Origin of the sequence: Amycolatopsis eburnea (assembly GCF_003937945.1) — a bacterium.
Classification (GTDB): Bacteria; Actinomycetota; Actinomycetes; order Mycobacteriales; family Pseudonocardiaceae; genus Amycolatopsis; species Amycolatopsis eburnea.
On sequence record NZ_RSEC01000035.1, the window covers coordinates 129346 to 155713 of the forward strand.

Sequence of the window (26368 nt, forward strand, 5' to 3'; positions counted from 1 at the left end):
CATCGTGCACTCGATCGTAGCTGGCAAGGAGGATTCTGCTATGACCGGAACCATCGCGGTACTCGGATTGGGGGAAGCGGGCAGCGAACTGGCCCGTGACCTGGCCACGGCCGGAGCGGTGGTGCGCGCGTACGACCCGGCGGTCGCCGGCGCGGCGGCAGGCGTCGTCGTGACCGGCTCCGAGGCCGACGCGGCCGAGGGCGCCGATCTCGTGCTGAGCGTGAACAGCGCGGCCGCGGCGCTCGACGCGCTTCGCGCCGGACTCCCCGGCCTGCGCCCGGGCGCGGCCTGGGCCGACCTGAACACCGCCGCCCCCGGCACCAAGCGCAGGCTGGCCGCCCTCGCCGCCGAGCACGACGTGCCGTTCGCCGACGTCGCGATCATGGCGCCGGTCCCCGGACGCGGCCTGCGCGTCCCCATGCTGACCAGCGGAAAGGCCGCCGAAGCCGTCGCCGCCACCCTGAACGGCTTCGGCGCCGCCGTCGAGGTCATGCCCGGGGACGCCGGGCTTGCCGCCGAACGCAAGCTCCTGCGGAGCGTGTTCTTCAAGGGCATGTCCGCCGCCGTGGTCGAAGCCCTCACGGCCGCCCGCGCCGCCGGCTGCGAAGACTGGCTGCGCGAGGTCATCGTCGGCGAGCTGACCGCCGCCGGGGCGGCCACCGTGGACCGGCTGGTCAGCGGCTCCTACCGGCACGCCGTCCGCCGCACCGCCGAAATGGCGGCCGCCGCCGAGATGCTCGGCGACCTGGCCGTCCGCTCCGACGTCGCCGCGGCCGCCCGGGACCAGCTCCGACACATAGCTGACTCACAAGATTGTTAACAATCTTGAATTGAGTCTTGTGTTCAATATCTCACACGATGTAGCTTCGGACCGCTCCGCAGCCCCGGGACGAAAGGGACGAGGATGTCCGTACGAGAAACCGACGCGGCGACAGTCCGGCTCTCGCTCCGGGTGACCGCGCTGTGCTGGCTCCTGGTCCTGCTCGACGGGCTGGACCTCTTCGTCTACGGCGCGACCCTGCCGGGCGTGCTGGCGGACAAGGGCTTCGGCCTGACCGCCGTCACCGGCGGGACGATCGGCAGCCTGACGACGTTCGGGATGATGCTCGGCGCGCTGTCGGCCGGCATCCTCACCGACCGGATCGGGCGGCGGAAGATCATCATCACCGGCGTCGTCGTCTTCTCCCTGGCCGCGGCCGCCTGCGCCGCCGCGCCGACGCCGTCGTGGTTCGGCGCGGCGCGGTTCGTCGCCGGCGTCGGGCTCGGCGGGCTGCTGCCGTCGGCGATCGCGATGGTCATGGAGTACGCGCCGGCGTGGCGGAAGAACCTCGCCGTCACCACGGTGATGACCGCGCACCAGGCGGGCGGCGCGCTGGCCGGGGCGCTCGGGATGACGCTCGTCGGGTCGCTGGGCTGGCGTTCGGTGTACTGGCTGGGCGCGCTGCTGCTCGTTCCGGTCCTGCCGGCGATCGTCTTCCTGCTGCCCGAGTCGCTGACCTTCCTGCTGGCCAAGGGAAAGACCGACCGGGCGCGGGCGATCGCCGACCGGCACCGGGTCGCGCTGGAAGCGTTCGCCCCCGAACCGGCCGAGGACCGGCGCGGCGGCCTGCGGGGCCTGTTCACCCCGGCGGTCCGGCTGACGACGGTCCTGTTCTGGATCGCCTCCTTCGCCGGCCTGCTGCTGGTGTACGGCGTCAACACCTGGCTGCCGACCATGATGCGCGGCAACGGCTACAACCTCGGCTCCGCGATCAGCTTCCTGCTGGTGATCAACCTGGGCGGCATCGCGGGCATGCTCGTCGCCGGCCGGCTCGCCGACCGCTTCGGGGCCCGGCCCGTCGCGATCACCTGGTTCGCCCTCACCGCGGGCGGCGTCGGCCTGCTCGCGGTGCACCTGCCGCTCGCGCTCACCTACGTCGTCGTGTTCCTGACCGGCGCGTGGCTGTTCAGCGCGCAGACGCTCATCTACGCGGCGGTCGGCGCCCACTACCCCGCCGACAGCAGGGCGACCGCCCTCGGCTGGGTTTCCGGCGTCGGCCGGCTCGGCGCGGTGTTCGGTCCCTGGCTCGGCGGCGTCCTGGTCGCGAGCGGACTGTCCACAATGGGCTTCCTGGCCTTCGCGATCGCCGGCTTGCTCGGCGCGGCCATGGTTTCCCTGGTCCGGCGCCCGACGCTGGTCGCCCAGCCCGCTTGAGGGCTACGCCACGTCGAGCACCGTCTTCAGCCAGCCCGCTTCACGCCGGTCGAAGGCTTCGTACGCCTCGACGGCGGACGCGGTGTCGGTGCGCTGCGTGATGAACGCCGTGGGGTCGAAGCCCGCGGCGACCCGGTGCAGCAGCCCCGGCACGTACCGGCGGTGGTTGCAGTTGCCCAGCTTGACGGTGAGGTTCTTGTTCATCGCCGCGCCGAACGGGAAGCTGGAGAAGCCCGGCGGGTAGACGCCGATGACCCCGATGCTCCCCGCCTTGGCCACGGCCTCGACCGCCCACCGGGCGGCCTGGCTGGGCGCGTTGCCCGGCACCCACTGGTCCCCCGAGGGCGCGGCGTCCGGGGCCGCGGCGGCGCGTTCGGCCTCGAACTCTTCGGCGTGCTGCTCGGCCTGCTCCGCCGCGGGGCCGGCCGCCGGGCGCTGCGCGTCCACGCCGACGGCGTCGATCACGCGGTCCACGCCGATCCCGCCGGTGAGCTCCTTGACCAGCGCGACCGGGTCTTCGCGGTTGAAGTCCACCGTTTCCGCGTGCTGCCCGCGAGCCGCGTCCAGGCGCGACCCGATGCCGTCGACGGCGAAGACCCGGCCGGCGCCCTGCTGCTGCGCGGACGCGATCGCGAACTGGCCGACCACGCCGGCGCCCAGCACGAGCACGCTGTCCCCCGTGCCGATCTCGGCGAGGCGCGCGCCGAACCACGCGGTCGGGTAGATGTCGGACACCAGGATCGCCTGGTCGTCGGTCACCCCTTCGGGCACGGGGACGAGCGTGGTCATCGCGAACGGCACCCGCGCGTACTCGGCCTGCAGCCCGTCCACCGGGCCGGTCGTCTCCGGCCCGCCGAAGAAGCAGGTCCCGGCGCCCGGCCCGTTCGGGTTCGCGGTGTCGCACTGCGCGAAGTAACCCGCCCGGCAGTAGGAACACGTCCCGCACCCGACCGTGGAGCACACCACGACGCGGTCACCCGGCGCGAACCCGCGGACCGCGGGACCGACTTCCTCGACGACGCCGACGGCTTCGTGGCCGAGCACCGTGCCCGGTTGCATGCCCGGCATCGTGCCGCGCACCAGGTGCAGATCGGTCCCGCAGATCGCGCTGCGCGTGATGCGCACGATCGCGTCACTCGGTTCGAGGATCTTCGGATCCGGGACCTCGTCGACCCGGATGTCGCCGACCCCGTGCCACACCACTGCCTTCATCCGCTTTCTCCTCCCGGAACGACTTCCCAGGAGGCGTTCCCGGCCGGGCGGCGGACAAACGCGCCGGTTTGCCGGGCCCCCGGCCGGGTAGCCCGAGCCGACCCGGTGAAAGGACTTCCGATGCCCGCGATGACCCGTGTCCTGGGAGCGTTGACGGCCGCCTACAGCGCGACGATCATCGCCGCGCCCCGAGTGCTCGCCAAGCCGTGCGGCCTGACGACGGCGTCCGGCGAGGTCAGCCCCGGCGTGCGCACCCTGGTCGGCGGCATCGGTGCCCGCGACGCGGCGATCGGCCTCGCGATGGTGTTCGCGCCGCCGGGGCGGGCCCTGCAGGTCGCCCTCGCCGCGCGGGTGGCTTCCGACGCCGCCGACGCCCTCGTCTTCGGCACCACCCTCCCGGACCGGACCGCGCGGAAGAAGGTCGCCGCGTTCGCCGTGGCGTGGGCCGCGCTGTGCGCGGTTTCCGCGGCGGTCCGGTGACGCCTCGGCGGCTGTTCCCGTGACCAGGTGACGATTTCCTCCGGCCGCGCCAGGGCGGCAGGGGCGCCGCCGTCCTGCCGCTCCGGCATCGCCGCCGAAATGCCGGGAGGCCGCCGCTGTCCCAGCGCGCGGACCGGGCAGCCCTCAGACCCCGGCGGGCTCCGCCGCCGCCCGTTCGAGCCGCGCCCGACGGGTCCGCGGCCCGAACAGCGCCAGCACCACCGCGCCGACCAGCCAGGTGCCCGCGATGAAGAAGAACACACTCTGATAACCGCTGCCGTTGTACAGCGAGGCCACGATCAGCGGCCCCGCCGCGTTCGACAGGCGGCCGAGGCCGTACGACACGCCCGTGCCCAGTGAGCGGCCGCGGGTGTCGAACAGCTCGGGCGAGTACGCGTACCCGAGGGCCGTGTAGCCGCGCTCGAACATGTTGACCAGGAAGCCGAACACCACGATCAGGACCGGGTTGAACGTCAGCCCGTAGAACAGGCCGCACAACGCGATGACCGTGCCGAACGCGACCAGGCACCACTTGCGCTCGAACCGGTCGGTGACCAGGGCCGCCAGGTACGACCCGAGCGGCGCGCCGACCGTCGTCAGCGCCACGTAGAACACCGACTTCTCGACGCTGAAGCCTTCCTTGGCCAGCAACGTCGGCGCCCAGCTCGAGTACCCGAAGAACCCGATCGTCTGCGTCACCCACAGGACCGTGAGCAGCAGCGTGGGCAGCAGGTACTTCTTGCGCAGCAGCAGCCGCAGCGGCGCCTTGGCCACCGGGGCCTCCTCGATCGGCGGCGCCGGCTCCGGCAGCGGGCCCATCTGGGCCGCGACCCGCGCTTCGATCTCCCGCAGCACCGCGTCGGCCTTCGCGTGCTCGCCCCGGCTTTCGTACCAGCGCGGCGATTCCTTCAGCTGCCGGGTGAACAGCACCAGCAGGACGCCGAGCGCGCCCCACAGGTACACCAGCCGCCACTCCCAGTCGCCGAGCGGGACGACGATGCTCGCGATCAGGTTGGTCACCGGCGTGCCGCAGATGCCGATCACGATCGCGTACGCCTGGTACTTGCCGCGGTTGGCCGCCGGGTAGAGCTCGTTGACGTAGATGACCGCGACGACCGTCATCGCCGAGAGGCCGGCCGAGGTGAGGACGCGGAACACGCCCAGCGAAACGATGTCCCAGGAGAACACCGCCGCGAACGAGAAGACGCCGAACCAGACGGTCGTCCACAGGAGAGCGTTCTTGCGGCCGAAGCGGTCGGCGATCGTGCTCGCGACGACGGAGCCGAAGAACATCCCGACGAACGACAGCGAGGTCACGTACGCGACCTGGTCGACCGTCACGCCCCACAGCTTGATCAGCTTGGGCGCGGTGGTGGCGAAGCTGTTGATGTCCGCGAACTCGAAGAAGTAGGCGAACGAGACGGCGAGGATGGTCAGCTTGTGGAAGCGCGAGATCGGCAGGCGGTTCAGCCGGTTGAGCGCGTTGGCGTGCTGCATTGCATGCCCTTCAGGGGGTTTCAGGCGGTTTCGCCGGGCCAGTAGAGGCGCATCGGGTTGTCGACCAGCAGCTTCCGCTGTGCCTCCGCGGTTTCCGCGATCAGCGGCACGTGGTCGACGAGGAGCCCGTCGTCGGGCATGTGGCTCTTGAGGTTCGGGTGCGGCCAGTCGGTCCCCCACAGCACCCGGTCGGGGAACTCCGCGACGACGCGGCGCGCGAACGGCACGACGTCGGTGTAGGCGTGCCGTTCGCCGTCGAGCGCCGGCGGCCCGGTCACCGTGAGCCGTTCGGGGCAGCTCACCTTGACCCAGACGTCGTTGCGCCCGGCGAAGTCGAGGAACCGGCCGAATTCCGGCCCCGACACCGGTTTCGTGACGTCCGGCCGTCCCATGTGGTCGATCACCAGCGGCACCGGCAGCGTGCCGAAGAACCCTGCCAGCTCGGGCAGGTCGGCGGCTTCGAAGTAGAGCACGACGTGCCAGCCGAGCGGGGCGATCTTCTGGGCGATGGCGGCGAGGTCCTCGGTGGGCGCGGCGTCGACCAGCCGCTTGACGAAGTTGAACCGCACGCCCCGGACGCCGGCCGCGTCGAGCTCGCGCAGTTCCGCGTCCCCGATGTCCGGCCGCACGGTCGCGACGCCGCGGGCCCGCCCGCCTGCCGCCCGGACCGCGTCGAGCATCGCGGAGTTGTCGGCGCCGTGGCAGGTGGCCTGCACGACGACGTTCCGCGACACCCCGAGGTGGTCGCGCAGCGCGAAGAGCTGGTCCTTGCTCGCGTCGCACGGGGTGTACTTGCGCTCGGGCGCGAACGGGAACTCCTCCTGCGGTCCGAAGACGTGGCAGTGGGCGTCGACCGCGCCGGGCGGCAGTGGGAAGTCCGGTGTGGACGGACCGGCGTACCAGTCCAGCCAGCCCGGCGTCTTCGGCGCGGTCACCGGCCCTGCCCCTTCAGCAGGGCGTCCAAGCGCGGGTAGACGGCGCGGGCGTTGTGCTCCCGGATCGCCGCCCAGTCCGCTTCGGACAGTTTCGCGGCTTCGGCGTACCGGCGGGTGTCGTCGAAGTGGTGGCCGGTGCGCGGGTCGACGCTGCGGACCGCGCCGATCATCTCGGACGCGAACAGGATGTTGCGCGCCGGGACGACGTCGAAGAGCAGGTCCGAGCCCGGCTGGTGGTAGACGCAGGTGTCGAAGAAGACGTTGCCCAGCACGTGCTCCTCGAGCTCCGGCTTGCCCAGCGCCATCGCGAGGCCCCGGAACCGGCCCCAGTGGTAGGGCACCGCGCCACCGCCGTGCGGGATGATCAGCCGCAGCGTCGGGAAGTCCGTGAACAGGTCGCCCTGCACGAGCTGCATGAACGCGGTCGTGTCGGCGTTGAGGTAGTGCGCGCCGGTCGTGTGGAAGGCCGGGTTGACGCTGGTGGAGACGTGCACCATCGCCGGGATGTCGTACTCCACCATCTTTTCGTAGACCGGGTACCACGACCGGTCGGTCAGCGGCGGGGCCGTCCAGTGGCCGCCGCTGGGGTCGGGGTTGAGGTTCAGCGCGACGGCGCCGTACTCCTCGACGCAGCGGGTCAGCTCCGGCAGGCAGGTGGCCGGGTCGACGCCCGGGGACTGCGGGAGCATCGCCGCGGGGGCGAACCGGTCCGGGTAGAGCGTGCTGACGCGGTGGCAGAGCTCGTTGCAGATCGCGGCCCACTCCGACGAGGTCTCGAAGCCGCCGACGTGGTGGGCCATGAAGGACGCGCGCGGCGAGAAGATCGTCAGGTCGATCCCGCGTTCGTCCATCAGCCTCAGCTGGTTCGGCTCGATCGTCTCGCGCAGCTCGTCGTCGCTGATCCGCAGGTCGGCGCGCGCGGGCGCGGCAGCAGAGCCGTCCAGCGCGGCGATCTGCCGGTCACGCCACGCCGCGAGCGCGGGTGGTGCGGTGGTGTAGTGGCCGTGGCAGTCGATGATCAAGGTCAGTCCTCGTCGCTTCGCAGGCTTGATGGTCGCACCCTAATCGTCGATGAAATTGTTTACAATATCTGCGACGAGGTTGTGACCGTACGCTGAGCACTCCGAACCGCCCGTGACGACCTACCCCGGACGCAGGCTCCCGGTGGCCGTCCGCCGCCCCGACCGGTCGCGGACCGCCGTCGTCATCGCGCCCGCGTCCGGCCGGGCCGAGGCGATCAGCCCTTGGAAGTCGAAGAGCGGCGCGACGAGCCGGTACTCGAACGCCAGGGGCCCGGCGGCCCCGCGCGCCCGCGCGGCTTCGGCCATCGCGAGCGCCTGCAGCGGCCCGTGGGTGAGCAGCCCGGGGTAGCCCTCCACGTCGCGGCAGTAGTCGCGGTCGTAGTGGATGCGGTGGGCGTTGTAGGTCAGCGCCGAGAAGCGGAACAGCAGCGTCGGCGTCACGTCGAGAGCCCACTCCCCCGGCTCCGGCGGCACCTCCGGACCGCCGGCCGGGTACGTCTCACCACCGCTCGCGCGGTAGACGAGGTCCTGCTCCTCGTCGACGACGAGCCGGCCCGCCTGGTGGATCCGGTGGGCCACCGTCACGAAGGTGAGCGGCCCGGACCGGCCCTGCTTTTCGCGCGTGGCCAGGACTTCCGAGTGGCGGGTGGCTTCCTCGCCCCAGCGGAGCTCCCCGGTCGTGCGCACCCGGCCGCCGGCCCACATCCGGCGTCCGGGCGGCGTCCCTTCGCGGACCGGGTGCCCGTCCGGGCCCAGGTCGGCCTGCGCGGGCCGGTCGAGCAGGTACACCCAGTGCCACAGCAGCGGGAGGACGCCGTCTTCGGGCAGCGGGACGCCGAGCAGCGCGGCGAGGGCCGCCGCGGGTCCAGGGAGGATCGGTTCGGCGATCACGCGCGGTCGCCCCCGATCGGGTGGCGCTTGACCAGCTGCCGGGCGATGACCGTGCGCTGGATTTCGTTGGTGCCCTCGCCGACGATCATCAGCGGCGCGTCCCGGAAGTAGCGTTCGACGTCGAACTCCGTGGAGTAGCCGTAGCCGCCGTGGATGCGCACCGCGGCGAGCGCGATCTCCATCGCGGTCTCCGACGCGAACAGCTTCGCCATGCCGGCTTCGAGATCGGCGCGCTCGCCGGAGTCGTAGCGGCGGGCGGCGTGGTGGACGAGCTGGCGGGCCGCCTCCAGCTTGGTGGCCATGTCGGCCAGGTGGTTGCCGACCGACTGGTGCTGCCAGATCGGCTTCCCGAACGCCTCGCGTTCCTGGGCGTAGCGCAGGGAATCCTCCAACGCGGCCCGCCCGACGCCGAGCGCGCGCGAGGCGACCTGGATCCGGCCGATCTCCAGGCCGCGCATCATCTGCGCGAAACCCTTGCCCTCGACCCCGCCCAGCAAGGACGTCACCGGCGTCCGGAAGTCCACAAAGGACAGTTCGCAGCTCTCGACGCCCTTGTACCCCAGCTTCGGCAGGTCGCGGGAGACCTCGAAGCCCGGCCCGTGCTCGACGAGCAGGATGCTGATGCCCGCGTGCGCGGGTTCGGCGCGCGGATCGGTCTTGCACAGCAGCGCGACCAGCTGCGAGCGGCGCGCGTTGGTGATCCACGTCTTGGCGCCGTCGACGACGTAGCTGTCCCCTTCGCGGCGGGCGGTGGTCCGCAGCGCCTGCAGGTCGGAGCCACCGCCGGGCTCGGTCAGCGCCATCGTCGCGCGGACCTCGCCGGTGGCCAGCCGCGGCAGGTAGTGGTCCTGCTGCGCGCGCGTGCCGTGCTCGGCGATGAGCTTCGCGACCACGGTGTGCCCGCCCATCGCGCCGGCCAGGCTCATCCAGCCGCGCGCCAGCTCCTCGGTGATCACGGCGTAGCACTGCGCGGACACCCGCGCCTCGCCCCACGGCTCGGGCACGGCGAGGCCGAAGACGCCCAGGCGTTTCATCTGCTCGATGAGCGCTTCGGGGTAGGTGTCGGTGTGGTCCAGTTCCCGCGCCGACGGCCGGACGTCGCGGTCCACGAAGTCGCGCACGACCGCGACGATCGCGGCCTCCTCCTCGGTCAGCCCGTCCATCACCGGTCCTCTCGCTCGGGTCGTCCCATCATGACGCACTGTTCCATCAATCTCGTTTGATGTATTCTGCGGCGATGGCACCGGAGCCACCCGCGTTCGTCCGCCTCGCCGCGCACCCGCTGCGGTGGTCGCTCCTGACCGCGCTCGCCGGCCGCGACCTGCGGGTCCGGGAACTGGTGGAGCACGTCGGCCAGCCGCAGAACCTGGTCTCCTACCACCTGCGGCTGCTGCGCGACGGCGGGCTCGTCGCGGTCACGCGAAGCAGTTACGACGGCCGCGACAGCTACTACCACCTGGACCTCGACCGGTGTTCGGCCGCGCTGACGGCGACCGGCACGGCCCTGCACCCGGGTCTGCTCCGCGAGCCGGCGCCGGTCCGGCCGGGGATCACCGTGCTGTTCGTGTGCACCGGCAACAGCTCCCGCTCGCCCATCGCCGCGGCCCTCCTGCGGCAGCGGACCGGCGGCCGGGTGGCCGCGACGAGCGCGGGCAGCCACCCCAAGGCCGCGCTCCACCCGGAGGCGGTCCGGGTGCTGGCCGAGGAGTTCGGCATCGACGTCGCCGGGCAGCGGCCGCGGCACCTGGACACGGTCGCCGGGCAGCGGTTCGACCACGTGATCACGGTGTGCGACAAGGTCCGCGAAGTCTGCCCCGCGTTCCCGCACCGCCGCCACTGGAGCATCCCGGACCCGGCCGCAGCGCCCGGCCCCGGCGCGTTCCGGCGCACCGCGGCCGAACTCGACACGCGCGTCCGGCACCTGCTGCCGGAACTCGGTGCGGCACAAGACAAGGAGGTCCCGTCGTGACCGATCAGCTCGCCAGCGTCCGGTACGTCGTCGACGACGTCCCGGCGGCCATCGCCTTCTACACCACCCACCTCGGCTTCACGGTGCGCATGAGCGCGGCACCGGCGTTCGCCGACGTCGTCCGCGGCCCGCTGCGGCTGCTGCTTTCGGGCCCGGCCAGCTCGGGCGCGCGGGCCACGCCCGCGTCGTTGTCGGCGGCGGGACGGAACCGCATCCACCTGGTGGTCCCGGACCTGGACGCGGAGATCCGGCGGCTGGCGGACGCCGGGGTGGAGTTCCTCGGCGACGTCGTCGCGGGGCCGGGTGGGCGGCAGATCCTGCTCACCGACCCCGCGGGGAACCTGGTCGAGCTGTTCGAGGCCGCCGCCCGCTAGCCCCGTTCGCTCCCGGACCCCAGCGCCCCAATGTGGCCTTGGTTGCGTCTGACGCACCCAAGGCGGCCTTCGGTGCGTCAGACGCACCGAAGGCCACCTTCGGGCGCTTGGGCGCACTCAGGTGGAAATTACCAAAGGTAAGTTCTGCTGCCTTCTTGACATGACCAATGGTCAGGAGGAGGGTACTGGCCACCCGATTCGTCTAGACCAATCGGCCTCCCCGCGGACGGCATCCCAGGAGGAGACCCATGTCCCGTACCACCCGGACCACCACCGCAGCCCTCACGAGCCTCGCCACCGTCGCCGCCACCGCCCTGATCCTCTCCGGCGGGGCCGACGCCAGCCCGGCGGCCGCCGCCGATTGCGGGGTGCTCTTCGACGACTTCCACTACGCGTCGCCCACCGACTCCGCCTTCAGCGGCGCCGGCTGGACCACCCGCAACGACGTCGGCAGCCCGGGCGTGCCCGGGGCGCGCTGGCTGACCAGCAACGTCACCTTCCCGACCGTCAACGGCGAGCGCGTCGCGCAGCTGGCCGCGAGCACCGACGGCTCCGCGAACGGCACCACGCACGCCGAGCTGTACCAGAACCAGCTGCGGTTCTTCGAAGGCACGTACGCCAGCCGGGTCCGCTTCACCGACGCGCCGGACAGCGGGAGCGACGGCGACCACGTCAACGAAACCTACTTCACGATCTCGCCGCTGCGGTACGACCGCGACCCGCTCTACAGCGAACTGGACTTCTCCGAATACCTGCCCAACGGCGGCTGGGGCGGCCCACAGGCCAACTACCAGACCAGCTGGTACACCTACTGGAACAGCCCGACGTGGGACGGCCTGCGCACGTCCACCGCGCAGAACCGCAGCCTGGCCGGCTGGCACGACATCGTCACGCAGGTCTCCGGCGGGCACGTCAAGTACTACATCGACGGCGTCCTCACCGCCGACCACACCACCGACGCCCAGGGCAACCCGGTCTACCCGCGCACGCCGATGTCGATCAACTACAACATGTGGTTCATCGACACCGCGGGCCACACGAGCGGGAACAGCGTCTACACCGAGCAGGTGGACTGGACCTACTACGCGGGCAACCAGGTCGTCTCGCCCGCCGACGCCGTCGCGAAGGCCGGGCAGTACCGCACCGCCGGAACGTCCCATGTGGACACCGTGACCGGGTGCACCACGCCGACCAGCCCGCCGGCGACCACGACCACCCAGCCGACCACCCCGACCACGCCCACCACCCCGACCACGCCGTCCCAGCCCGCCGACTGCTCGAGCGCGCCGGAGTGGGACTGGGGCACGGTGTACCTCGGCGGCCAGCGCGTGAAGCACAACGCCCACCTCTGGCAGGCGAACTGGTGGACCCAGGGCTCCGAACCGGGCCTCACCGCCCAGTGGGCCGACCTCGGCCACTGCTGATCCCCGCATCCCCCTCACGCCTCCGGGAATCCCCATGCGCAGACGCATCCTCGCCGCCGCCTTGGCCGTCACCGCTCTGACCGCCAGCGCCTGCGGCACCGACACCCCCGCTCCCGCCGCCGGCGGGACCACCTTGACCGTCTGGCTGATGAACGGCGACCTGAGCGACAAGGCCACCGCGGCGATCAACGCCGCGTTCGAGCAGGCCACCGGCGCGAAGGTCACCGTCCAGATCCAGGAATGGGACAACATCAACACCAAGATCAGCACCGCACTGGCCCAGGACACCACACCGGACGTCATCGAGATCGGCAACACGAACGTCCCGCTGTTCGCCGCCAACGGCGCGCTGACCGACCTCACCCCGCACCGCGCCGAGCTGGCCGCGGGCCAGACCTGGCTGCCCGGTCTGATCGGACCGGCCACTGTGGACGACCACGTCTACGCGGCGCCGCTGTTCGCGGGCAACCGGTCGGTGATCTACGACAAGCAGGTCTGGGCCGACGCCGGTGTCACCGCTCCGCCCACGACCTACGCCGAGCTCACCGCCGCGCTCGACAAGATCAAGGCCAAGCACCCCGCGCCGGACTACTCGGTCTTCCACTTCCCCGGCCGCTACTGGTTCGGCGCGCTGCAGTTCGTCTGGGACGCCGGCGGCCAGATCGCCGTGCAACAGAACGGAAAGTGGTCCGGCGCCCTCGAAAGCCCCGAGGCGCAGAAGGGGTTGCAGGCCTGGAAGGACTTCCAGAACGCCTACTCCTCCCCCGCGTCCCGCAACGTCGACACGAAGGCACCCGACCAGGCCGCCATCTTCTCCGCCGGCGGCGCGGCGGCCATCCTCGACACGAGCGTCAACACCGTGGTCAAGAACAAGCCGGAGCTCAAGGACCGGCTGGGCACGTTCCCCTTCCCCAGCACCACACCCGGCAAGACGCAGCCGGTCTTCCTCGGCGGGTCCGACCTGGCGATCGCGGCCAAGAGCCGCAACCAGGACCTCGCGCTCGCCTACGTCAAGGCGGCGACCGACCCGGCGGTGCAACGCGACGCCATCGCCGGAATCGACGGCTGGACCCCGATCTCGACCGAGCTGATCGACCGGATCACGCCGTCGCTGCCGCCGCTCAACGCCGCGTTCGCCACGGCGGCCAAGACCAGCGTCGCGACTCCGGCCGCCCCCGGCTGGGCGACCATCGAGAGCGACAAGTCGATCAACACGTTCTTCGCCGACATCGCGACCGGGCGCAAGCCGATCGCCGAGGCGGCCAAGGACTTCGACGCCCACCTCACCGAAGCGCTCAACGCCCGCTGACCGGCGGGGCAGCCCGGCTGACCGCCGTCCCCGCCGGGCCGCCCCGCCCCTTTCCCCCGAGGAGTCCCCGTGTTGCTCGTGAAAGCGCGGCCGCACGCGCCGGAAAGACCGGTGGCGCCTCGGCGGCGCCGGTCGCTGCTGCCCTACGGCCTGCTCCTGCCCGCGGCCGCGCTGCTCGGGCTGGTGCTCGGCTACCCGCTGCTGCGCCTGGTCGTCATCTCGTTGCAGGAGTACGGCCTCCGCTCGCTGTTCACCGGCACGACGGGCTTCGCGGGCTGGGACAACTACGCCGAGGTGCTCGGGGACGGCCAATTGCTCCCGGTGCTGGCCCGCAGCGTCGGGTTCTGCGCCGCGCTGGTCCTCGGCACGCTCGTCATCGGCTTCGCGGTCGCGCTCATGCTGCGGCGGCTGGGCCGCGGGATGCGCACGGCGGTGACGCTGTGCCTGATCGCCGCCTGGGCGCTGCCGAACGTGGCGTCCACTTTGGTCTGGCAGTGGCTCTTCCAGCCCGGGTACGGCGTCGTGAACTGGCTGCTGACCCAGGCCGGTTTCGGGGATCTCACCCAGCGCGACTGGACGACGTCGCCCGCGTCGGCGTTCACCTTGGTGTGGCTGCTGGTCGTCTGGCAGTCGGTGCCGTTCGTCGCGCTCACGCTCTACGCCGGCCTTTCGCAGATCCCGCGGTCCTACTACGAAGCGGCCGCGCTCGACGGCGCCGGGCCGTGGCGGGCGCACCGCACCATCACCTTCCCGTTCCTGCAGCCGATCTTCGGCCTGGTCACGATCCTGTCGATCATCTGGGACTTCACCGTGTTCAACCAGATCTGGATCCTCACCCAGGGCGGCCCGGACGGCGGCACCACGACGCTCGGCATCTGGACGTTCACCCGCGCCTTCAGCCGCAACGACTTCGGCCAGGGCGCGGCGATCGCCGTGGTCTCGGTCGCGCTGCTCGTCGGGCTGACCGCGGTGTACGTGCGCAAGCTCGTCCGCTCCGGGGAGGATCTGTGATCCGCCGGGTGGGCCGGAACGCGGCCGCGACGCTGTTCTGTCTCGTGTGGATCTTCCCGGTGTACTGGATGGTGCTCACGGCGTTCAAGCCGGCGGGCAAGATCCTCAGCCCCACACCGGAGTTCCTGCCCTTCGACGTCACCTTCGACAACTTCGCCGGCGCCCTCGCGAAACCGGGCTTCCTCCAGGACCTGCTCAACAGCGTCGTGGTCGTCGTCGCGGTCGTCGCACTGTCCATCGTGGTCGCCTTCCTAGCCGCGACGGCGCTGACGCGCTTTCGGTTCTTCGGGCGCCGCGGCTTCCTCATCGGGGTGCTGGTGCTGCAGATGGTCCCGGTGCCCGCGCTGGTCATCCCGTTGTTCCTGAGCCTGAAGAGCGCGCACCTGCTCGACACGCTGTTCGGCCTGGTGCTGACCTACGTGGCGCTCGTGCTGCCGTTCACGATCTGGACGCTGCGCGGGTTCCTGCATGGCATCCCCGTCGAGCTGGAGGAAGCGGCGATGGTCGACGGCGCGACGCGCGGGCGCGTGATGCGCTCGGTCCTGCTGCCACTCGTGCTGCCCGGGCTCATCGCGACCAGCGTGTTCGCCTTCATCACCGCCTGGAACGACTTCCTGTTCGCCTACGTGATCATGAAGGACAGCTCGGGCTACACGCTGCCGGTCTGGCTGGTCTCGTTCAGCACCAGCACGGGCACCGACTACGGCGGCCTCATCGCGGCGTCGACGCTGTTCGCGCTGCCCGTCGTCGTCTTCTTCGCGCTGGTGCAGCGCCACCTGGTCGAGGGCATGACCGCGGGCGCGGTGAAGGGCTGATGGTCATCCCCCACCCCGCGCGGCTTGACCGCCGCGCCGGCTCCTTCACGCCCCTCGGCGTCCACTCCGGACCCGGCACGGACGGGCCGGCCCGGCTGCTCGCCGCGTACGCACATCTTCCGCTCGTCCACAGTGGACCGGCGGTCCGGCTCACGCTCGAACCGGGCTTCGCGGACGAGGAGTACGCCCTCGACGTCACGCCGGAGGACGCCGTGCTCACCGCGACCACGGAAGCGGGCCTGCTCGCCGGGGTGCAGACCGTCCGCCAGCTGCTGCCCCGCCTCGACTGCCTGGCGGTCCGCGACGCGCCCCGGCTGCCCTGGCGCGGGGTGCTGCTCGACGTCGCCCGGCACTTCCTCCCGCTCGCTTTCCTGCGCGAGTTCGTCGACCTCCTGGCACTGCACAAGTTCAACGTCCTGCACCTGCACCTCACCGACGACCAGGGCTGGCGGATCGAGGTCCACGGGTGGCCGCGGCTGACCGAGATCGGGGCGTGGCGCGCCGAGTCGATGGTCGGGGCCGCGGGCAGCGGTGTCTTCGACGGCGTACCCCACGGCGGTTTCTACACCCAGCGGGAGCTGCGGGACCTCGTCGCCTTCGCCGCCGCGCGCGGGGTGCGGATCGTGCCGGAGATCGACCTGCCCGGGCACGTCCGCGCGGCCCTGGCCGCCTACCCCGAGCTGGGCAACCGGCCGGACGTGCGGCTTCCCGTGTGGACGGAGTGGGGCATCAGCCCGGACATCCTCGGCGTCCACGACGGCGCGTTCGCCTTCTGCCGGGACGTCCTCACCCAGGTCGCGGACGTCTTCCCGGCCCGGCACCTGCACATCGGCGGCGACGAATGCCCGACGACGCAGTGGGAAACCAGCCCGGTCGCCCGCGCGAAGGCCGCCGCGCTCGGGCTGCGCAGCACCGCCGAACTCCACCCGTGGTTCCTCGGCGAGCTGCACCGCGTCGTCGCCGGGCTCGGCAGGCAGGCGGTGTGCTGGGACGAGACCGGGCACGCCGCGGGCGGGCTGCCCGCCGACCTGGTCGTCACCGCGTGGCGCGACGCCGCGCACGGCACGCAGGCCGTGGCCCGCGGCCACCAGGTCGTGATGGCCCCGCACACCTCGACGTACTTCGACTACCGGCAGACCGAAGAGCCGGGCGAGCCACCCCGCGAACCCGTGACGACGCTGGAAGACGTCTACCGCTTCGACCCGTTGGCCGGCGGGCTCCCCGTGAGCGACGGCACCCGGCCGGGCGTGCTCGGCACCCAGGCCCAGCTGTGGACCGAACACGCCCCGACCCCCGACCACGTGCGGCACCTGGCGTTCCCGCGGCTGTGCGCGCTGGCCGAACGCGCGTGGTCGTCACCGGACCGCGGTTATGCTGACTTCCACCAGCGGCTGGCAGGGCACCTCACCCGGCTGCGCGCGCTGGGCGCCCTGCCGAAGGAGCGCGTCCGGTTCGCCGGCGCGGTCCCCGTACCCGAAAAGACGCTGCCTTGACCGCTCAGCCATCCGGGGCTTCGCCCCAGGCCGGGGGCTCCGCCACCCGGAGCCCCCGAACCGAAGGTGGCGAGCAGGCGGACCGCCCGCCTACAGCAAAGCGCGACCGCGTCCGGCGGCACCTGCTGAAGGTGATCGAGAACGCCGGCCCCGGCACCGGCCTGGCCTCCGAGCGGGACCTGGCCGCGGAACTGGGCGTCTCGCGCCCGACGGTCCGGGCGGCCATCGACGAGCTGACCCGCACCGGGCTGCTGGTGCGCCAGCGCGGCCGCGGCACGTTCACCAGCCCGCAGAAGGTCACCCAGGAGCTGGCCACCGGGCTCGCCGTCCCGCCCGCGGAAGGGCACTGGACCAGCCGGGTCGTCGCGTTCACCACGGCACCGGCGGCCCGCTCGCTGGCCGGCGAGCTGGAGTGCGAGCCGGGCACGCCGGTCCTGCGCGTCACCCGGGTCCGGTACGTCGACGACGAGCCGATCGCGATCGAAAGCCTGGCGCTGCCCGCGTCGCTGGTGCCGGGCCTGCGGCCGGCCGAGCTCGAGACCGGCAACTTCTACCGGCTGCTGCGGGAGCGCTTCGGGATCGCCGTGCAGGACGCCGTGCAGACGATCGAGCCGGCGGTGACCAACCCGGACCAGGCCGAACTGCTGGAAATCGCGGTGTACGCGCCGATCCTGCACATCGAACGGCTGACCCGCGACACGACCGGCCGCGTGGTCGAGCTGACCCGCTCGGTCTACCGGGGCGACCGGTACCGCATCACGTCGAAACTCCGCTTCGACGCCGAATCCGGTTGATCGCGCATCCGGAAAATAAATCTTCACCGGACGCCGGAAACCGGGGTTTTTAGCGTCCCCTCGTTACCCGAACGAGTGACGCTAGGCCGACATCCGGGTGAGCGCACGGCGTGAAACCCGTTGTCACACCGGGTACACGCGATCGCGAGAGGGTCACGAACTGCGCTGTTGGCATCGCCTTTTCGGCGCCCGGGTGAGAGCGCTTCAACGCACCCGGAGTGCCGCATAGGCTTTTTCTCCGGCCGGGAAAACGATTCCCGGAACCGAAAGAATCGAGGACAGTCCATGCGAAGACGCATGCTGGGAACGTTCCTGCCGCTGGTGCTCGTCGCGGCGACCGCCGTCCCGCCACCCGCGGCCGCCGATCCCGCGCCCGCCGCGGTCTCCGGGCTGGTGAAGTCCGTGCAGGGCACCGGTTCGCCCGCCGACCACGGCGCGAGCGCGAACTGGGTCATCGGCTACGACGACCAGGCCACGACGGCCGGGGCCGCGACCATCACCGACGCCGTCGGGGCGGGCCAGGCGTTCCAGCCCGGTTCCCTGCACGCCCCGCCCGGCTGGACCCCGCAGTGGTCCACCGACGGCAGCACGTTCACCGGCACCGAACCGGCTTCCGGGGTCACGGCGGTCCGCGCCACGAACCCGGACGCCGGGCCGGACGCGACCCAGCTGTCCGGCGCCCTCACCCCGCCCGTGCAGGCGGTCACCACCGCGACCGGCGGCGACGGCTTCTCCCCGATCCTCTACCGCACGCAGGGCGGCGTGCTGCAGGCGTGGAACATCTACCACCACCTGGGCGCCACGTCCCCGAAGGTCGTGTGCACCGACCTCGCCACCGGGCAGCGGTGCCCGGGCGGCCCGTGGCCGAAGGTGCTCAACACCGCGCCCGGCCCGCTCGGCACCCTCGGCGCCGGCGACATCGCCAGCCCCATGGTCGAGCAGTACGTGCGCGACCCCGCCGCGCCCGCGAAGGTCTACTACCCCGCCATCACGGCGACGTCGGTCGGCATCGGCTGCCTCGACATGGCCGCCGCCGCCAACTGCGGCTACTCCGCGCTGGCGAACCTCGGCGGGTCGCCGCCGGTCAGCAGCATCACCGGGCTCGTCGAGAGCGGCGGCAACGTCTACGGCCTGATCAGCTCCGGCGCGGTCGTCTGCTGGACCATCGCGACGCAGAGCGCGTGCGGCGGCCAGCCGTACGCGCCGATCGTGCCGGCCGCCAACCAGCCGTACGTCTACGGCGCGCTGACCGTGGTGGCGGACAAGGTGTTCGCGTCCACGTCCAGCCCGAACACCACGCAGCAGCCGTCACTGGGCTGCTTCGACCCGGCGACCGCCACGGCGTGCGCCGGCTGGGCGTCGTCGCGGCCCACGGGACCGGCGGGCAACTACACCTACAACGCGTACACGGCCTTCAGCACGAGCGGCGCACCGGTGGGCGCGTGCTCGTCGACGAGCGTCGCCAGCACCGTCACGACGTGCTACGCGCTCGACGGCTCGGCACTGCCGGCACCGCCGATCACGGCGTTGCCCGCGGGCGCGATCTTCTTCCCGCCGGAGGTCGTCACGGATCCCGGCGGCCACGTGCGCAGCTACCTCCCGGCCTGGGGCGGCGGGTACGCGGGCGCGGCCCTCTGCCACGACTGGACGACGGGGTCGGCGTGCGCCGGCCTGCCCGGCCCGATCACGCACCCGACCGTGAACGGCGGGGCCACGCGGGACTACGGCTACGCCTACGACCCGCCGTCGGGCTGCCTGATCGGGCTCGGCGACGCGGGCGTGCTGTTCTCGATGGAACCGACGACCGGTGCCTCGCCGTGCGTCCGGTCCGGCGGGCAGGTGACGCTGAAACCGGGCGACTTCTCCTGCGACGGCGGCAATCACGTCCAGGGCTACACCGCGGCGCGGCTGACCGGCGTCGACCCGGCCAACGTCGACTTCGCGGCGTCGCAGGTGACGGTGACCGACCAGGACAACGCCGTCGTGCCGACGCCGGGCTTCGCCCCGGACGGTTCGGTGGACCTCACCGGCGTTTCCGTGGCGGCGCACCCGTCGATCACGGTGACCACGACGCTGGTGCTGCACAGCGCGGCGGGCTTCAGCGGCTCGCTGGTCGTCGACTACGCGGGTGACGCGCCGCAGCTGTGCTTCCGCACGACGATCGCGGCGGACTGCGCGGTGACGGCGGTGGCGAACACCGCCACCGGCACCGACTCGACGGGGTCGTTCACGTCGAACACCGTGACGCTGCCGGTCGCGCCGGGCGCGTCGTGCACGCCGAAGGTCAAGGTGGAGAAGGAGATCTGCACGGCGTCGACGGCCGCCAAGTGCGGGCCGGGTGGTGCCGGGCCGTGGGCCAAGCAGACCGGTGTCGGGCTGCTGGGCCTGCTGTTCGCGACCGCGTACTGGCGGATCACGGTGACGAACGAGGGTCCGGTCGGGATCACGTCGGCGCACGTGGTGGACAGCGTGGAGCCGTCGTGCCAGACGGGGCCGTTCGCGCTGGGCGCCGGGCAGACGCGGCAGGTGTACTGCTCGACGTACGCGTTGCTGAGCCTGTTCCCGATCACCAACCAGGCGAAGGTGAGCTACCTGCCGGTGAACGTCCCGCCGGGCACCCCGCCGTCGCACACGAACTGGTCGTCGGCGAAGGCCTGTTCACTGCTGTGCGTGCTCTAGCGTGACCGCCCGCGGGAGGCGTTCCGGCGCTTCCCGCGGGCCATCGGGCCCGGCCGCGGGGGCCAGCAGGACCGCGCAGAGCGGGACCGCCATCGCGATCGCGGCGAGCACGAACACCGGGAACAGGAAGGAGAACACCTCGACGCCGGCCGGGTCGGGGGCGGACACGTCCATGGTCATCCGGACCGCGGCCATGCCGGTGTAGTGCATGCCGGTGACCGCCGCGCCCATCACGAACCCGGCGAGCAGGCGCAGGGACAGCCGGTCCAGGAAGACCGCGAACCACAGCGCGGCCGTCGCCGCGACCACCGCGATCACCACCGACAGCGCGACCAGCAGGCCGTCGTACCCGAAGTCGCCCTTCACGCGCAGGGCCGACATCCCCGTGTAGTGCATGACGTTGACCGCGAGGCCGGTGATCACGCCGCCGAGCACGAGCCGCCACCAGCCGAACTTCGCGCGGCCGCCGACGACCAGCAGCCCGGCGAACACCGCGGCGACCGACAGCAGCGCCGACAGCGCGGTGCGGAAGACGTCGTAGCGCACCGGCATCCCCGGCGTGCTGAAGCCGAGCATGGCCACGAAGTGCATCAGCCAGATGCCGACGCCGCCGATCGAGACCGCCGCCAGCACCAGCCACCGCAGGCGGTGCCGGCTGCTCGCCGCGTGGCGGGCCTGCACCGCGCAGGCGAGGCCGAGCGCGCAGCCGACCACCGAAGTCAGGTAGGCGAGCACGAGCAGCCAGTGCCCGAGCGCGAAGTGTTCCATGGTCGGTCCTCTCTCACAGGTCGCGCAGGCCGTACAGCACGCGTTCCATCAAGTCGTGGCGCTCGTCCCAGCCGGTGTGCTCGCCGAGGGTGTCGCGGACGAGCACCAGGCCGTCCTCCATGAGGTCCGCGACGAGCACCCGGACCACCCCCAGCGGCAGCCGCAGCAGCGCGGCGACCTCCATCAGCGACCGCGGCCGCAGGCACAGCTCGAGGACCTGGTCGAGCGCGCTGGTCGACTGGTAGCCGGCCGACGCGCGGCCCGCCCCCGTGGTCTCGACGAGCGCTTCGACCGCGATGGTGACCGACGGCGCCGTCCGGCCTTCGGTCCAGGCGTAGGGGCGGGCCAGCGCCGGGCTCCGGCGCGGCTCCCCTTCGCCCGTGTACCCGGTCACCGCCGGTCCTGGCCCACCGGCATCTCGCGCGCGGGCACGTCGACCTGCCGCCCGACCCGCTCGACCAGCATCGTCATCTCGTAGCCGACGAGCCCGATGTCGCAGCCGGTGGACGCGAGGACCACGAGGTTCGAGCCGTCGCCGACGCTCATCAGCAGCAGGAACCCCTGCTCCATCTCGATGACCGACTGCACGACCCGCCCGGCGGTGAACAGCTCCGCGGTCCCGAGCGACAGGCTCGACAACCCGGCGGCGATGGCCGCGAGCTGATCGGCGCGTTCCCGCGGCAGGGAGTCGTCGGCCGCGACGAGCAACCCGTCGGCGGACACGAGCACCGCGTGCGCGACCCCGGACACGTCCTGGACGAAGCCGTTGACCAGCCAGTTCAGCGCGGCGGTCCGTTCGGGGGCCGGCGCGGGGCCTGGAGCGTGCCGCTGGTGCACGTCGGGGAGTTCGGTCATCGGGGTTCCACTCCGTCCTTTCCGGATTCGTCCGCACGGGCGGCGGTCTGCCGCCGGGCCGCGCGCATGCCCTGGTAGTGCCGGGACAAGCTGTTGCGCACGGCGGTGGCATCCCGGAACGCCGCGCCATCGGGCTCCCGCACCCGGGGAAGGGCGGCACCGGGGGCCAGCTGCGCCCCGGGCCGCCGGGTGGGGAGGCCGGCCGCGCTGAGGTTGTGCACGGTGGCGGGCTGGAGAGCGCTTTCCGCGGCCCGGCGGGCTTGGTCTGCGGGGGACGACCAGTCGGCTGGGGGTGCGGGTCGGTCGGGGTGCTCAGCGTGGGTGGCGTCGGGGCGGGCCGCGCTTTCGGGAGCCGAGGGCGGGGGCCACTCGCCGGAGCGGGCCGGGTGGCCGGGCTTGGCGCGATCCGCACCTTTCGGGGCTGCGGCCGCGGGGTGCTCGCCGGAGGCGGAACGGTCCGCGCGCCCGGCACCACCGCCCGCCGCGCCGAGCCGGTCGGCCGGATCGGAGCGATCCCCGCGCCCAGCACCACCGCCCGCCGCGCCGAGCCGCTCGGCCGGATCGGAGCGATCCCCGCGCCCAGCACCACCGCCCACCGCGCCGAGCCGCTCGGCCGGATCGGAGCGATCCGCGCCCTCCGCGGGCGGGACCACCGGCCACGCACCGGAACCGGAGCGATCCGCATGCCCGGCACCACCGGAGCCAGGTCGGTCCGCCGCCGGCACCGAAAGCCACTCGCCCGAGCCGGTGCGATCCGCGCGCCCGGCACCGCCGGACCCGGTGTGGTCCGCGGCCGGCACCACCGGCCACTCCCCCGTTCCCGACCGATCGGCCCGCGCGCCGGTCTCCCCGTCCGGGACCACCGGCCACTCGCCACTCCCGTTCACCGCCGTGCCGTTCGGCGGCCGGTCGGCCACGTCCGCCTCGGTCGGCCAGCCGGCCGGCTCCGCGCGCGGGCTCCGGCGGGTCAACGGCTTCGCCGCCGGCTCGGTGAACCAGCTCGTCACCACCTGCTCGAAGATCGGCGTCGACGCCTGCGCCGGAACCACCGCCACCGGGCGGGCGTGGCCGTTCTGCCGGGACGCCGCGCGGCCCGCGCCGATCGGGCGGGCCAGGTCCGCGATCACCAGTGCGCCCGGTACGTGGACGCTCGCCGTCACGCCCGCGTGGCGGACGCCCGGGGACGTCGCGCGGAGGCGGACCGTCACGTCGTGGAGCGCGGCCAGGCGGCCGACCACGAACAGGCCCATGCGGCGGGTGGTTTCCGGGCCGACCGCCGCCGCCGCGGCGAGGCGGGCGTTGGCCGTCGTCAGCTCGTCCGGGGTCATGCCGAGGCCCTGGTCGACCACCTCGATGAGGAGGCCGCCGTCGGCGCCGCGGTCCGCGGTCAGGGCGACCTTGTGCTCCGGCGGGGAAAACCGCGTCGCGTTCTCCAGCAGCTCGGCCAGGATGTGGACCACGTCCGCGGCCGCCTCGGGCTGGACCGAGCCGCGCGGGGCGTTGCCCAGCGCGACCCGGCGGTAGTCCTTGACCTCCGACGTCGCCGCGCGCAGCAGGTCGCGCGTCGGCACCGGCTCGCGGCCGTGGCGGACCGGGCGGCCGCCGGCCAGGACGTGCAGGTTCTCGCCGTTGCGGCGCAGCCGGGTGGCGATGTGGTCGATGCGGAACAGCTCGTCCAGCCGGCGCGGGTCCTGCTCGCCCGACTCGAGGTCCTCGATGATCGTCAGCTGCTGCTCCACCAGCGACTGGCTCCGCCGCGACAGCGTCATGAACATCTCGCTGACCTGCTTGCGGAGGTCGGCCTGCTCGACCGCCAGCCGCACCGCCTCGCGGTGCATGTCGTCGAACGCCCGCGCCAGCTGGCCGATCTCCTCGTTCGTCCGGACGCCGACCGCGGGCACCGCGCGCCAGTCGACTTCCGTGCCTTCGCGGACCTTCCGGACGGTTTCCGGGAGCGCCTCCTGAGCCGCGTGCAGCGCCGCCGCGCGCAGCCGGCGCACCGGCGTGACCAGCGAGCGCACCACCAGCAGGGCGATGGCGAGCGCGCCCAGCAACGCGCCGAGCACCAATGCGGCGTCGCGCAAGGAGTCCGACCGGGCTTCGTCGGCGGCCGCCGAGACGTCCGACGCCAGCTTCGCCGTGACGTCGTTCAGCACGGCCGTCACGCCCGCCGTCTCCGAGGCGATCGCCGGAAGGGACGCCGCGGTCGCGTCGAGCCGGTCTTCGGCGCCCTCCGTCGCGGCCTTGAACCGCGCCAGCAGCGCACCGGACAGCTGGTGTTCGGCCTGTTCGGCGAGCACTTCCTGCTCGGCGGCGGTCTGGATCGCGGCCGGGCGGAGCGAGGCGTCGGCGGGGCTGTTCACCGCGGCCCGCACGTAGGTCTCCTCGGTCGCCAGCTCGCCGCGCAGGTGCGCCAGCAGCCGGGCGACCTCCGCGGTGCCGGCGACGTCGGCCGGGACGATCTCGGGCACGAGGTCGCCGAGGGTGGCGATGATGTCGTTGTAGCCGGCGGCTTTCGTGCGGGTGTCGCCGTTCGCGGCGCCGGCCGCCCGGATGCCTGCGAGCTTGCCGAGCGCGGTGTTCAGCGCGCGGCCGCTGTCGCCGGGCAGCGGCGCGAAGCCGGTGTCGCGCTGGATCGCGGCCACCTTCGCGTCCACGGCGGCGGTGACCGCGCTCGGCGCCCCGGCCGGGACGGCCACCGCGGCGACCATCTCCTGCCCCAGCGCCTCCGTGAGGCCGATCGTGTCGTGCAGCACCGGCAGCCGGTCGCGGGCCGCGCTCAGCTGGGTGGCGCGGTCGAGCTCGCCCTGGATCCGGACCTCCGCCAGCGCCACCGCGACCAGGACCGGCAGCAGCAGCACGACGCTGATCTTCGTGCGCACGCTCCAGTGCGCCGGCCACCACGCGGAATCCGCCATCCGGCGGGGCGTGGGCGTTCTTTCGTGCATGGCGGAACCGCTCGATTCCCAGCCGCGCGCGGCCGACGTCGAACTCGGACAGGAGAAGACCCCAGGGCTGGTCACCGACGTCCCGGGCCACCGGAAAAACCGCGGGACGAACCTCGACGATGATCGAGCCGACCCGCAGCGAACATCACTTCCGGCTTCCGTGTCAACCCCGCGCACGGCGTTTCGCAGGGGTCGATGTCGAATTCTTTCGCGGCTCACGCTTGGTGTTTCACCGGTCGCTGCTTGTACACCGTACAAACGACATTCACGCAGCTCCAGCCGTTTCTGAGCATCGCGAAGCGCTGTCGGCAGATTTACCCACGCACTGCCGTCCGTGGCGAAATCGGCCATTGTTCGAATGGTTTGTTATTCATTCTCACCCGTGCCGGGTGGGCCGCCCGGCACGGGACCCGGCAGAATCGCCGCCGTGACCGAGGTGAAGGACGGCGAAGCGCCGGGGCAGGGCAAGCGGGTCGGCTGGGTGGAGCTGTACTTCGACCTGGTCTTCGTGTTCGCGGTGGGCCAGGTGGCGCACGGCATCGTGGCCGAGCCGCACTGGTCGCGGGCCGCCGCCGCGCTCGGCCTGTTCGCGACGCTGTGGTGGACGTGGATCGGCTTCGCGGTGCTCTACAACCGCCGCGGCGACGACAGCCGCGCCGCCGACCGGCTGTTCGTGCTCGCCGGCACCATCCCGTGCGCGATCGCCGCCACCCAGGCGCACCACGTCTTCGACGGGCACCCGGCGATCTTCGCGCTGGCCATGGCCGGCGTCCGCGTGATCCTCGCGGCCGCGCACCGGTGGCCGGCCCGCGAAGGGCTCGACCAGCGCCGGATCAGCTGGGGCTACACGGCTTCGGCGGTGTTGTTCGCGGTCTCGGCGTTCGTGTCGCACACGTGGGCGTTCTGGGTGTTCGCGCTGCTCCAGGAAGCGGGCTTCCTGCTGCTCGGCGACCGGCCCCGCCGCCGTCGCGGCGAACGCCCGTCGCGCGCGGCCCGGTGGCGCGAGCTGATCGCGGGCCCGCACGACCCTAGCCTGGCCGTGGACTCGGCCCACCTCGCCGAACGCTTCGGGCTCTTCATGATCCTGCTGCTCGGCGAGCTGGTGATCACGGTCGGCACGGCGGCGCTGGAGCGCCCGGCCGACGACGTCGCCTACTGGCTGGCCCTGATCGGCGGCCTGGTGCTGGCCGGTGCGCTGTGGTGGCTGTACTTCACGTCGGCGGCGCGGATCTACGAGCGGATGCTCGACCTCTCCGGCGGCAACCCGGCGCTCGCGTATTCGCTGTACGCGGGCGGTCACCTGCCCCCGGCGTTCGCGCTGGTCCTCATCGCGGCGGGCGTGAACCTGTCGCTGCACGAGTCGCCGCCGCACGCGGCCGCCTGGTTCACCACCGCGGGCCTGACGATCTACCTGCTCGGCACCCGCGTCTTCGCGGCAGGCTCACACCGCTGGTACCACGGCCTGGCCCGGATCGCGGCGCTGGCGGCCACGGCGTGCCTGGCCTTCCTGGACCGGATCGTCCCGGCACCGGCGGTGGTCCTGGTGATCGCGGGGTGGGGCGTCGGGGCGGCCGCGATCGCGTCGACGCTCAGGCGGCGGGCCCTGGACCGCATGGGTGACAACCCGCTGGAGTTCCTGCGGCGGCAAGGCTGGGAGGCGCGAGGACGCCCGTGACGAGACGTCTTGAATGAGTCATT

The 26368-nt window shown here is 72.5% G+C and carries 23 protein-coding genes; 13 read left to right on the plus strand and 10 right to left on the minus strand.

Annotated features, from left to right (window positions below; genetic code table 11):
• The first annotated feature begins 40 nt into the window (after positions 1-40).
• Both EIY87_RS12200 and EIY87_RS12205 read left to right on the plus strand, forming a co-directional pair.
• The gene (locus EIY87_RS12200; protein WP_125307817.1) at positions 41-820 is read left to right on the plus strand and encodes an NAD(P)-dependent oxidoreductase; all 780 of its coding nucleotides are present in this window, start codon (positions 41-43) and stop codon (positions 818-820) included.
• 84 nt (positions 821-904) lie between these two features.
• Positions 905-2194, plus strand: coding sequence for an MFS transporter (locus EIY87_RS12205; RefSeq protein ID WP_125307818.1), 1290 nt, complete (start codon positions 905-907; stop codon positions 2192-2194).
• A gap of 3 nt (positions 2195-2197) precedes the next feature.
• Here EIY87_RS12205 and EIY87_RS12210 read toward each other — a convergent pair whose 3' ends face one another.
• Positions 2198-3406, minus strand: a complete 1209-nt coding sequence (locus EIY87_RS12210) for a zinc-dependent alcohol dehydrogenase (RefSeq protein ID WP_125307819.1) — start codon at positions 3404-3406, stop codon at positions 2198-2200.
• A gap of 120 nt (positions 3407-3526) precedes the next feature.
• On the opposite strand from EIY87_RS12210, the gene EIY87_RS12215 reads away from it, so the two are divergent.
• Entirely contained in the window at positions 3527-3886 is a 360-nt protein-coding gene (locus tag EIY87_RS12215) for a hypothetical protein (protein ID WP_125307820.1), read from the plus strand.
• A gap of 144 nt (positions 3887-4030) precedes the next feature.
• On the opposite strand, the gene EIY87_RS12220 is transcribed toward EIY87_RS12215, so the two are convergent.
• From EIY87_RS12220 to EIY87_RS12240, 5 genes are all read right to left on the minus strand, one after another.
• A complete protein-coding gene (locus tag EIY87_RS12220; RefSeq protein WP_125307821.1) occupies positions 4031-5383 on the minus strand; it encodes an MFS transporter in 1353 nt (450 codons plus the stop codon).
• A gap of 20 nt (positions 5384-5403) precedes the next feature.
• Positions 5404-6318, minus strand: coding sequence for an amidohydrolase family protein (locus tag EIY87_RS12225; RefSeq protein ID WP_125307822.1), 915 nt, complete (start codon positions 6316-6318; stop codon positions 5404-5406).
• Positions 6315-7340: an amidohydrolase family protein gene (locus EIY87_RS12230; RefSeq protein WP_125307823.1), complete on the minus strand. Its 1026-nt coding sequence runs from the start codon at positions 7338-7340 to the stop codon at positions 6315-6317. Before EIY87_RS12230 ends, EIY87_RS12225 begins: the two co-directional genes overlap by 4 nt.
• Positions 7341-7460: 120 nt before the next feature.
• Positions 7461-8231: an FAS1-like dehydratase domain-containing protein gene (locus EIY87_RS12235; RefSeq protein ID WP_318531884.1), complete on the minus strand. Its 771-nt coding sequence runs from the start codon at positions 8229-8231 to the stop codon at positions 7461-7463.
• Positions 8228-9394 carry an acyl-CoA dehydrogenase family protein gene (locus tag EIY87_RS12240; RefSeq protein ID WP_125307824.1) on the minus strand — a complete coding sequence of 389 codons (1167 nt, stop codon included), beginning with the start codon at positions 9392-9394 and terminating at the stop codon, positions 8228-8230. The genes EIY87_RS12235 and EIY87_RS12240 overlap by 4 nt, the downstream gene beginning before the upstream one ends.
• Positions 9395-9468: 74 nt before the next feature.
• Between EIY87_RS12240 and EIY87_RS12245 the strand changes: the two genes are divergently transcribed.
• The 9 genes from EIY87_RS12245 to EIY87_RS12290 all read left to right on the plus strand — a co-directional run bounded on the left by EIY87_RS12245 (position 9469) and on the right by EIY87_RS12290 (position 20099).
• The gene (locus EIY87_RS12245; protein ID WP_125307825.1) at positions 9469-10200 is read left to right on the plus strand and encodes an arsenate reductase/protein-tyrosine-phosphatase family protein; all 732 of its coding nucleotides are present in this window, start codon (positions 9469-9471) and stop codon (positions 10198-10200) included.
• A complete protein-coding gene (locus tag EIY87_RS12250; protein ID WP_125307826.1) occupies positions 10197-10574 on the plus strand; it encodes a VOC family protein in 378 nt (125 codons plus the stop codon). The genes EIY87_RS12245 and EIY87_RS12250 overlap by 4 nt, the downstream gene beginning before the upstream one ends.
• Before the next feature lie 248 nt (positions 10575-10822).
• Complete coding sequence (locus EIY87_RS12260; RefSeq protein WP_125307828.1) at positions 10823-11998, plus strand: carbohydrate-binding protein; 1176 nt, start codon at positions 10823-10825, stop codon at positions 11996-11998.
• Positions 11999-12032: 34 nt separating this feature from the next.
• Positions 12033-13307 (plus strand): extracellular solute-binding protein, encoded by a 1275-nt coding sequence (locus EIY87_RS12265; protein WP_125307829.1) that lies wholly within the window; start codon positions 12033-12035, stop codon positions 13305-13307.
• Positions 13308-13376: 69 nt separating this feature from the next.
• The gene (locus EIY87_RS12270; protein WP_225439841.1) at positions 13377-14318 is read left to right on the plus strand and encodes a carbohydrate ABC transporter permease; all 942 of its coding nucleotides are present in this window, start codon (positions 13377-13379) and stop codon (positions 14316-14318) included.
• Positions 14315-15133: a carbohydrate ABC transporter permease gene (locus EIY87_RS12275; protein ID WP_125307830.1), complete on the plus strand. Its 819-nt coding sequence runs from the start codon at positions 14315-14317 to the stop codon at positions 15131-15133. The genes EIY87_RS12270 and EIY87_RS12275 overlap by 4 nt, the downstream gene beginning before the upstream one ends.
• Positions 15133-16626 carry a beta-N-acetylhexosaminidase gene (locus EIY87_RS12280; protein WP_125307831.1) on the plus strand — a complete coding sequence of 498 codons (1494 nt, stop codon included), beginning with the start codon at positions 15133-15135 and terminating at the stop codon, positions 16624-16626. The genes EIY87_RS12275 and EIY87_RS12280 overlap by 1 nt, the downstream gene beginning before the upstream one ends.
• The gene (locus tag EIY87_RS12285) at positions 16623-17420 is read left to right on the plus strand and encodes a GntR family transcriptional regulator (protein ID WP_125307832.1); all 798 of its coding nucleotides are present in this window, start codon (positions 16623-16625) and stop codon (positions 17418-17420) included. Before EIY87_RS12280 ends, EIY87_RS12285 begins: the two co-directional genes overlap by 4 nt.
• 285 nt (positions 17421-17705) lie before the next feature.
• On the plus strand, positions 17706-20099 hold the full coding sequence (locus EIY87_RS12290; RefSeq protein WP_125307833.1) for a DUF7617 domain-containing protein: 2394 nt from the start codon (positions 17706-17708) through the stop codon (positions 20097-20099).
• Here the strand turns inward: EIY87_RS12290 and EIY87_RS12295 are convergent.
• The 4 genes from EIY87_RS12295 to EIY87_RS12310 are packed head-to-tail and all read right to left on the minus strand — an operon-like array spanning position 20079 to position 24670.
• On the minus strand, positions 20079-20867 hold the full coding sequence (locus tag EIY87_RS12295; RefSeq protein ID WP_225439842.1) for an MHYT domain-containing protein: 789 nt from the start codon (positions 20865-20867) through the stop codon (positions 20079-20081). The two genes, EIY87_RS12290 and EIY87_RS12295, sit on opposite strands and share 21 nt — an antisense overlap.
• A 13-nt stretch (positions 20868-20880) precedes the next feature.
• Entirely contained in the window at positions 20881-21261 is a 381-nt protein-coding gene (locus EIY87_RS12300; RefSeq protein ID WP_125307834.1) for a DUF742 domain-containing protein, read from the minus strand.
• Positions 21258-21722 carry a roadblock/LC7 domain-containing protein gene (locus tag EIY87_RS12305; protein ID WP_125307835.1) on the minus strand — a complete coding sequence of 155 codons (465 nt, stop codon included), beginning with the start codon at positions 21720-21722 and terminating at the stop codon, positions 21258-21260. Before EIY87_RS12305 ends, EIY87_RS12300 begins: the two co-directional genes overlap by 4 nt.
• Complete coding sequence (locus tag EIY87_RS12310; RefSeq protein WP_225439843.1) at positions 21719-24670, minus strand: ATP-binding protein; 2952 nt, start codon at positions 24668-24670, stop codon at positions 21719-21721. The genes EIY87_RS12305 and EIY87_RS12310 overlap by 4 nt, the downstream gene beginning before the upstream one ends.
• Positions 24671-25097: 427 nt before the next feature.
• On the opposite strand from EIY87_RS12310, the gene EIY87_RS12315 reads away from it, so the two are divergent.
• Positions 25098-26345 (plus strand): low temperature requirement protein A, encoded by a 1248-nt coding sequence (locus tag EIY87_RS12315; protein WP_125307836.1) that lies wholly within the window; start codon positions 25098-25100, stop codon positions 26343-26345.
• Positions 26346-26368 lie beyond the last annotated feature (23 nt).

Coding starts and splice junctions, on each gene's coding strand:
- EIY87_RS12200 (WP_125307817.1), top strand. CDS start 41: ATGACCGGAACCATCGCGGTACTCGGATTGGGGGAAGCGGGCAGCGAA.
- EIY87_RS12205 (WP_125307818.1), top strand. CDS start 905: ATGTCCGTACGAGAAACCGACGCGGCGACAGTCCGGCTCTCGCTCCGG.
- EIY87_RS12210 (WP_125307819.1), bottom strand. CDS start 3,406: ATGAAGGCAGTGGTGTGGCACGGGGTCGGCGACATCCGGGTCGACGAG.
- EIY87_RS12215 (WP_125307820.1), top strand. CDS start 3,527: ATGCCCGCGATGACCCGTGTCCTGGGAGCGTTGACGGCCGCCTACAGC.
- EIY87_RS12220 (WP_125307821.1), bottom strand. CDS start 5,383: ATGCAGCACGCCAACGCGCTCAACCGGCTGAACCGCCTGCCGATCTCG.
- EIY87_RS12240 (WP_125307824.1), bottom strand. CDS start 9,394: ATGGACGGGCTGACCGAGGAGGAGGCCGCGATCGTCGCGGTCGTGCGC.
- EIY87_RS12245 (WP_125307825.1), top strand. CDS start 9,469: ATGGCACCGGAGCCACCCGCGTTCGTCCGCCTCGCCGCGCACCCGCTG.
- EIY87_RS12260 (WP_125307828.1), top strand. CDS start 10,823: ATGTCCCGTACCACCCGGACCACCACCGCAGCCCTCACGAGCCTCGCC.
- EIY87_RS12265 (WP_125307829.1), top strand. CDS start 12,033: ATGCGCAGACGCATCCTCGCCGCCGCCTTGGCCGTCACCGCTCTGACC.
- EIY87_RS12280 (WP_125307831.1), top strand. CDS start 15,133: ATGGTCATCCCCCACCCCGCGCGGCTTGACCGCCGCGCCGGCTCCTTC.
- EIY87_RS12290 (WP_125307833.1), top strand. CDS start 17,706: ATGCGAAGACGCATGCTGGGAACGTTCCTGCCGCTGGTGCTCGTCGCG.
- EIY87_RS12295 (WP_225439842.1), bottom strand. CDS start 20,867: ATGGAACACTTCGCGCTCGGGCACTGGCTGCTCGTGCTCGCCTACCTG.
- EIY87_RS12305 (WP_125307835.1), bottom strand. CDS start 21,722: ATGACCGAACTCCCCGACGTGCACCAGCGGCACGCTCCAGGCCCCGCG.
- EIY87_RS12310 (WP_225439843.1), bottom strand. CDS start 24,670: ATGCACGAAAGAACGCCCACGCCCCGCCGGATGGCGGATTCCGCGTGG.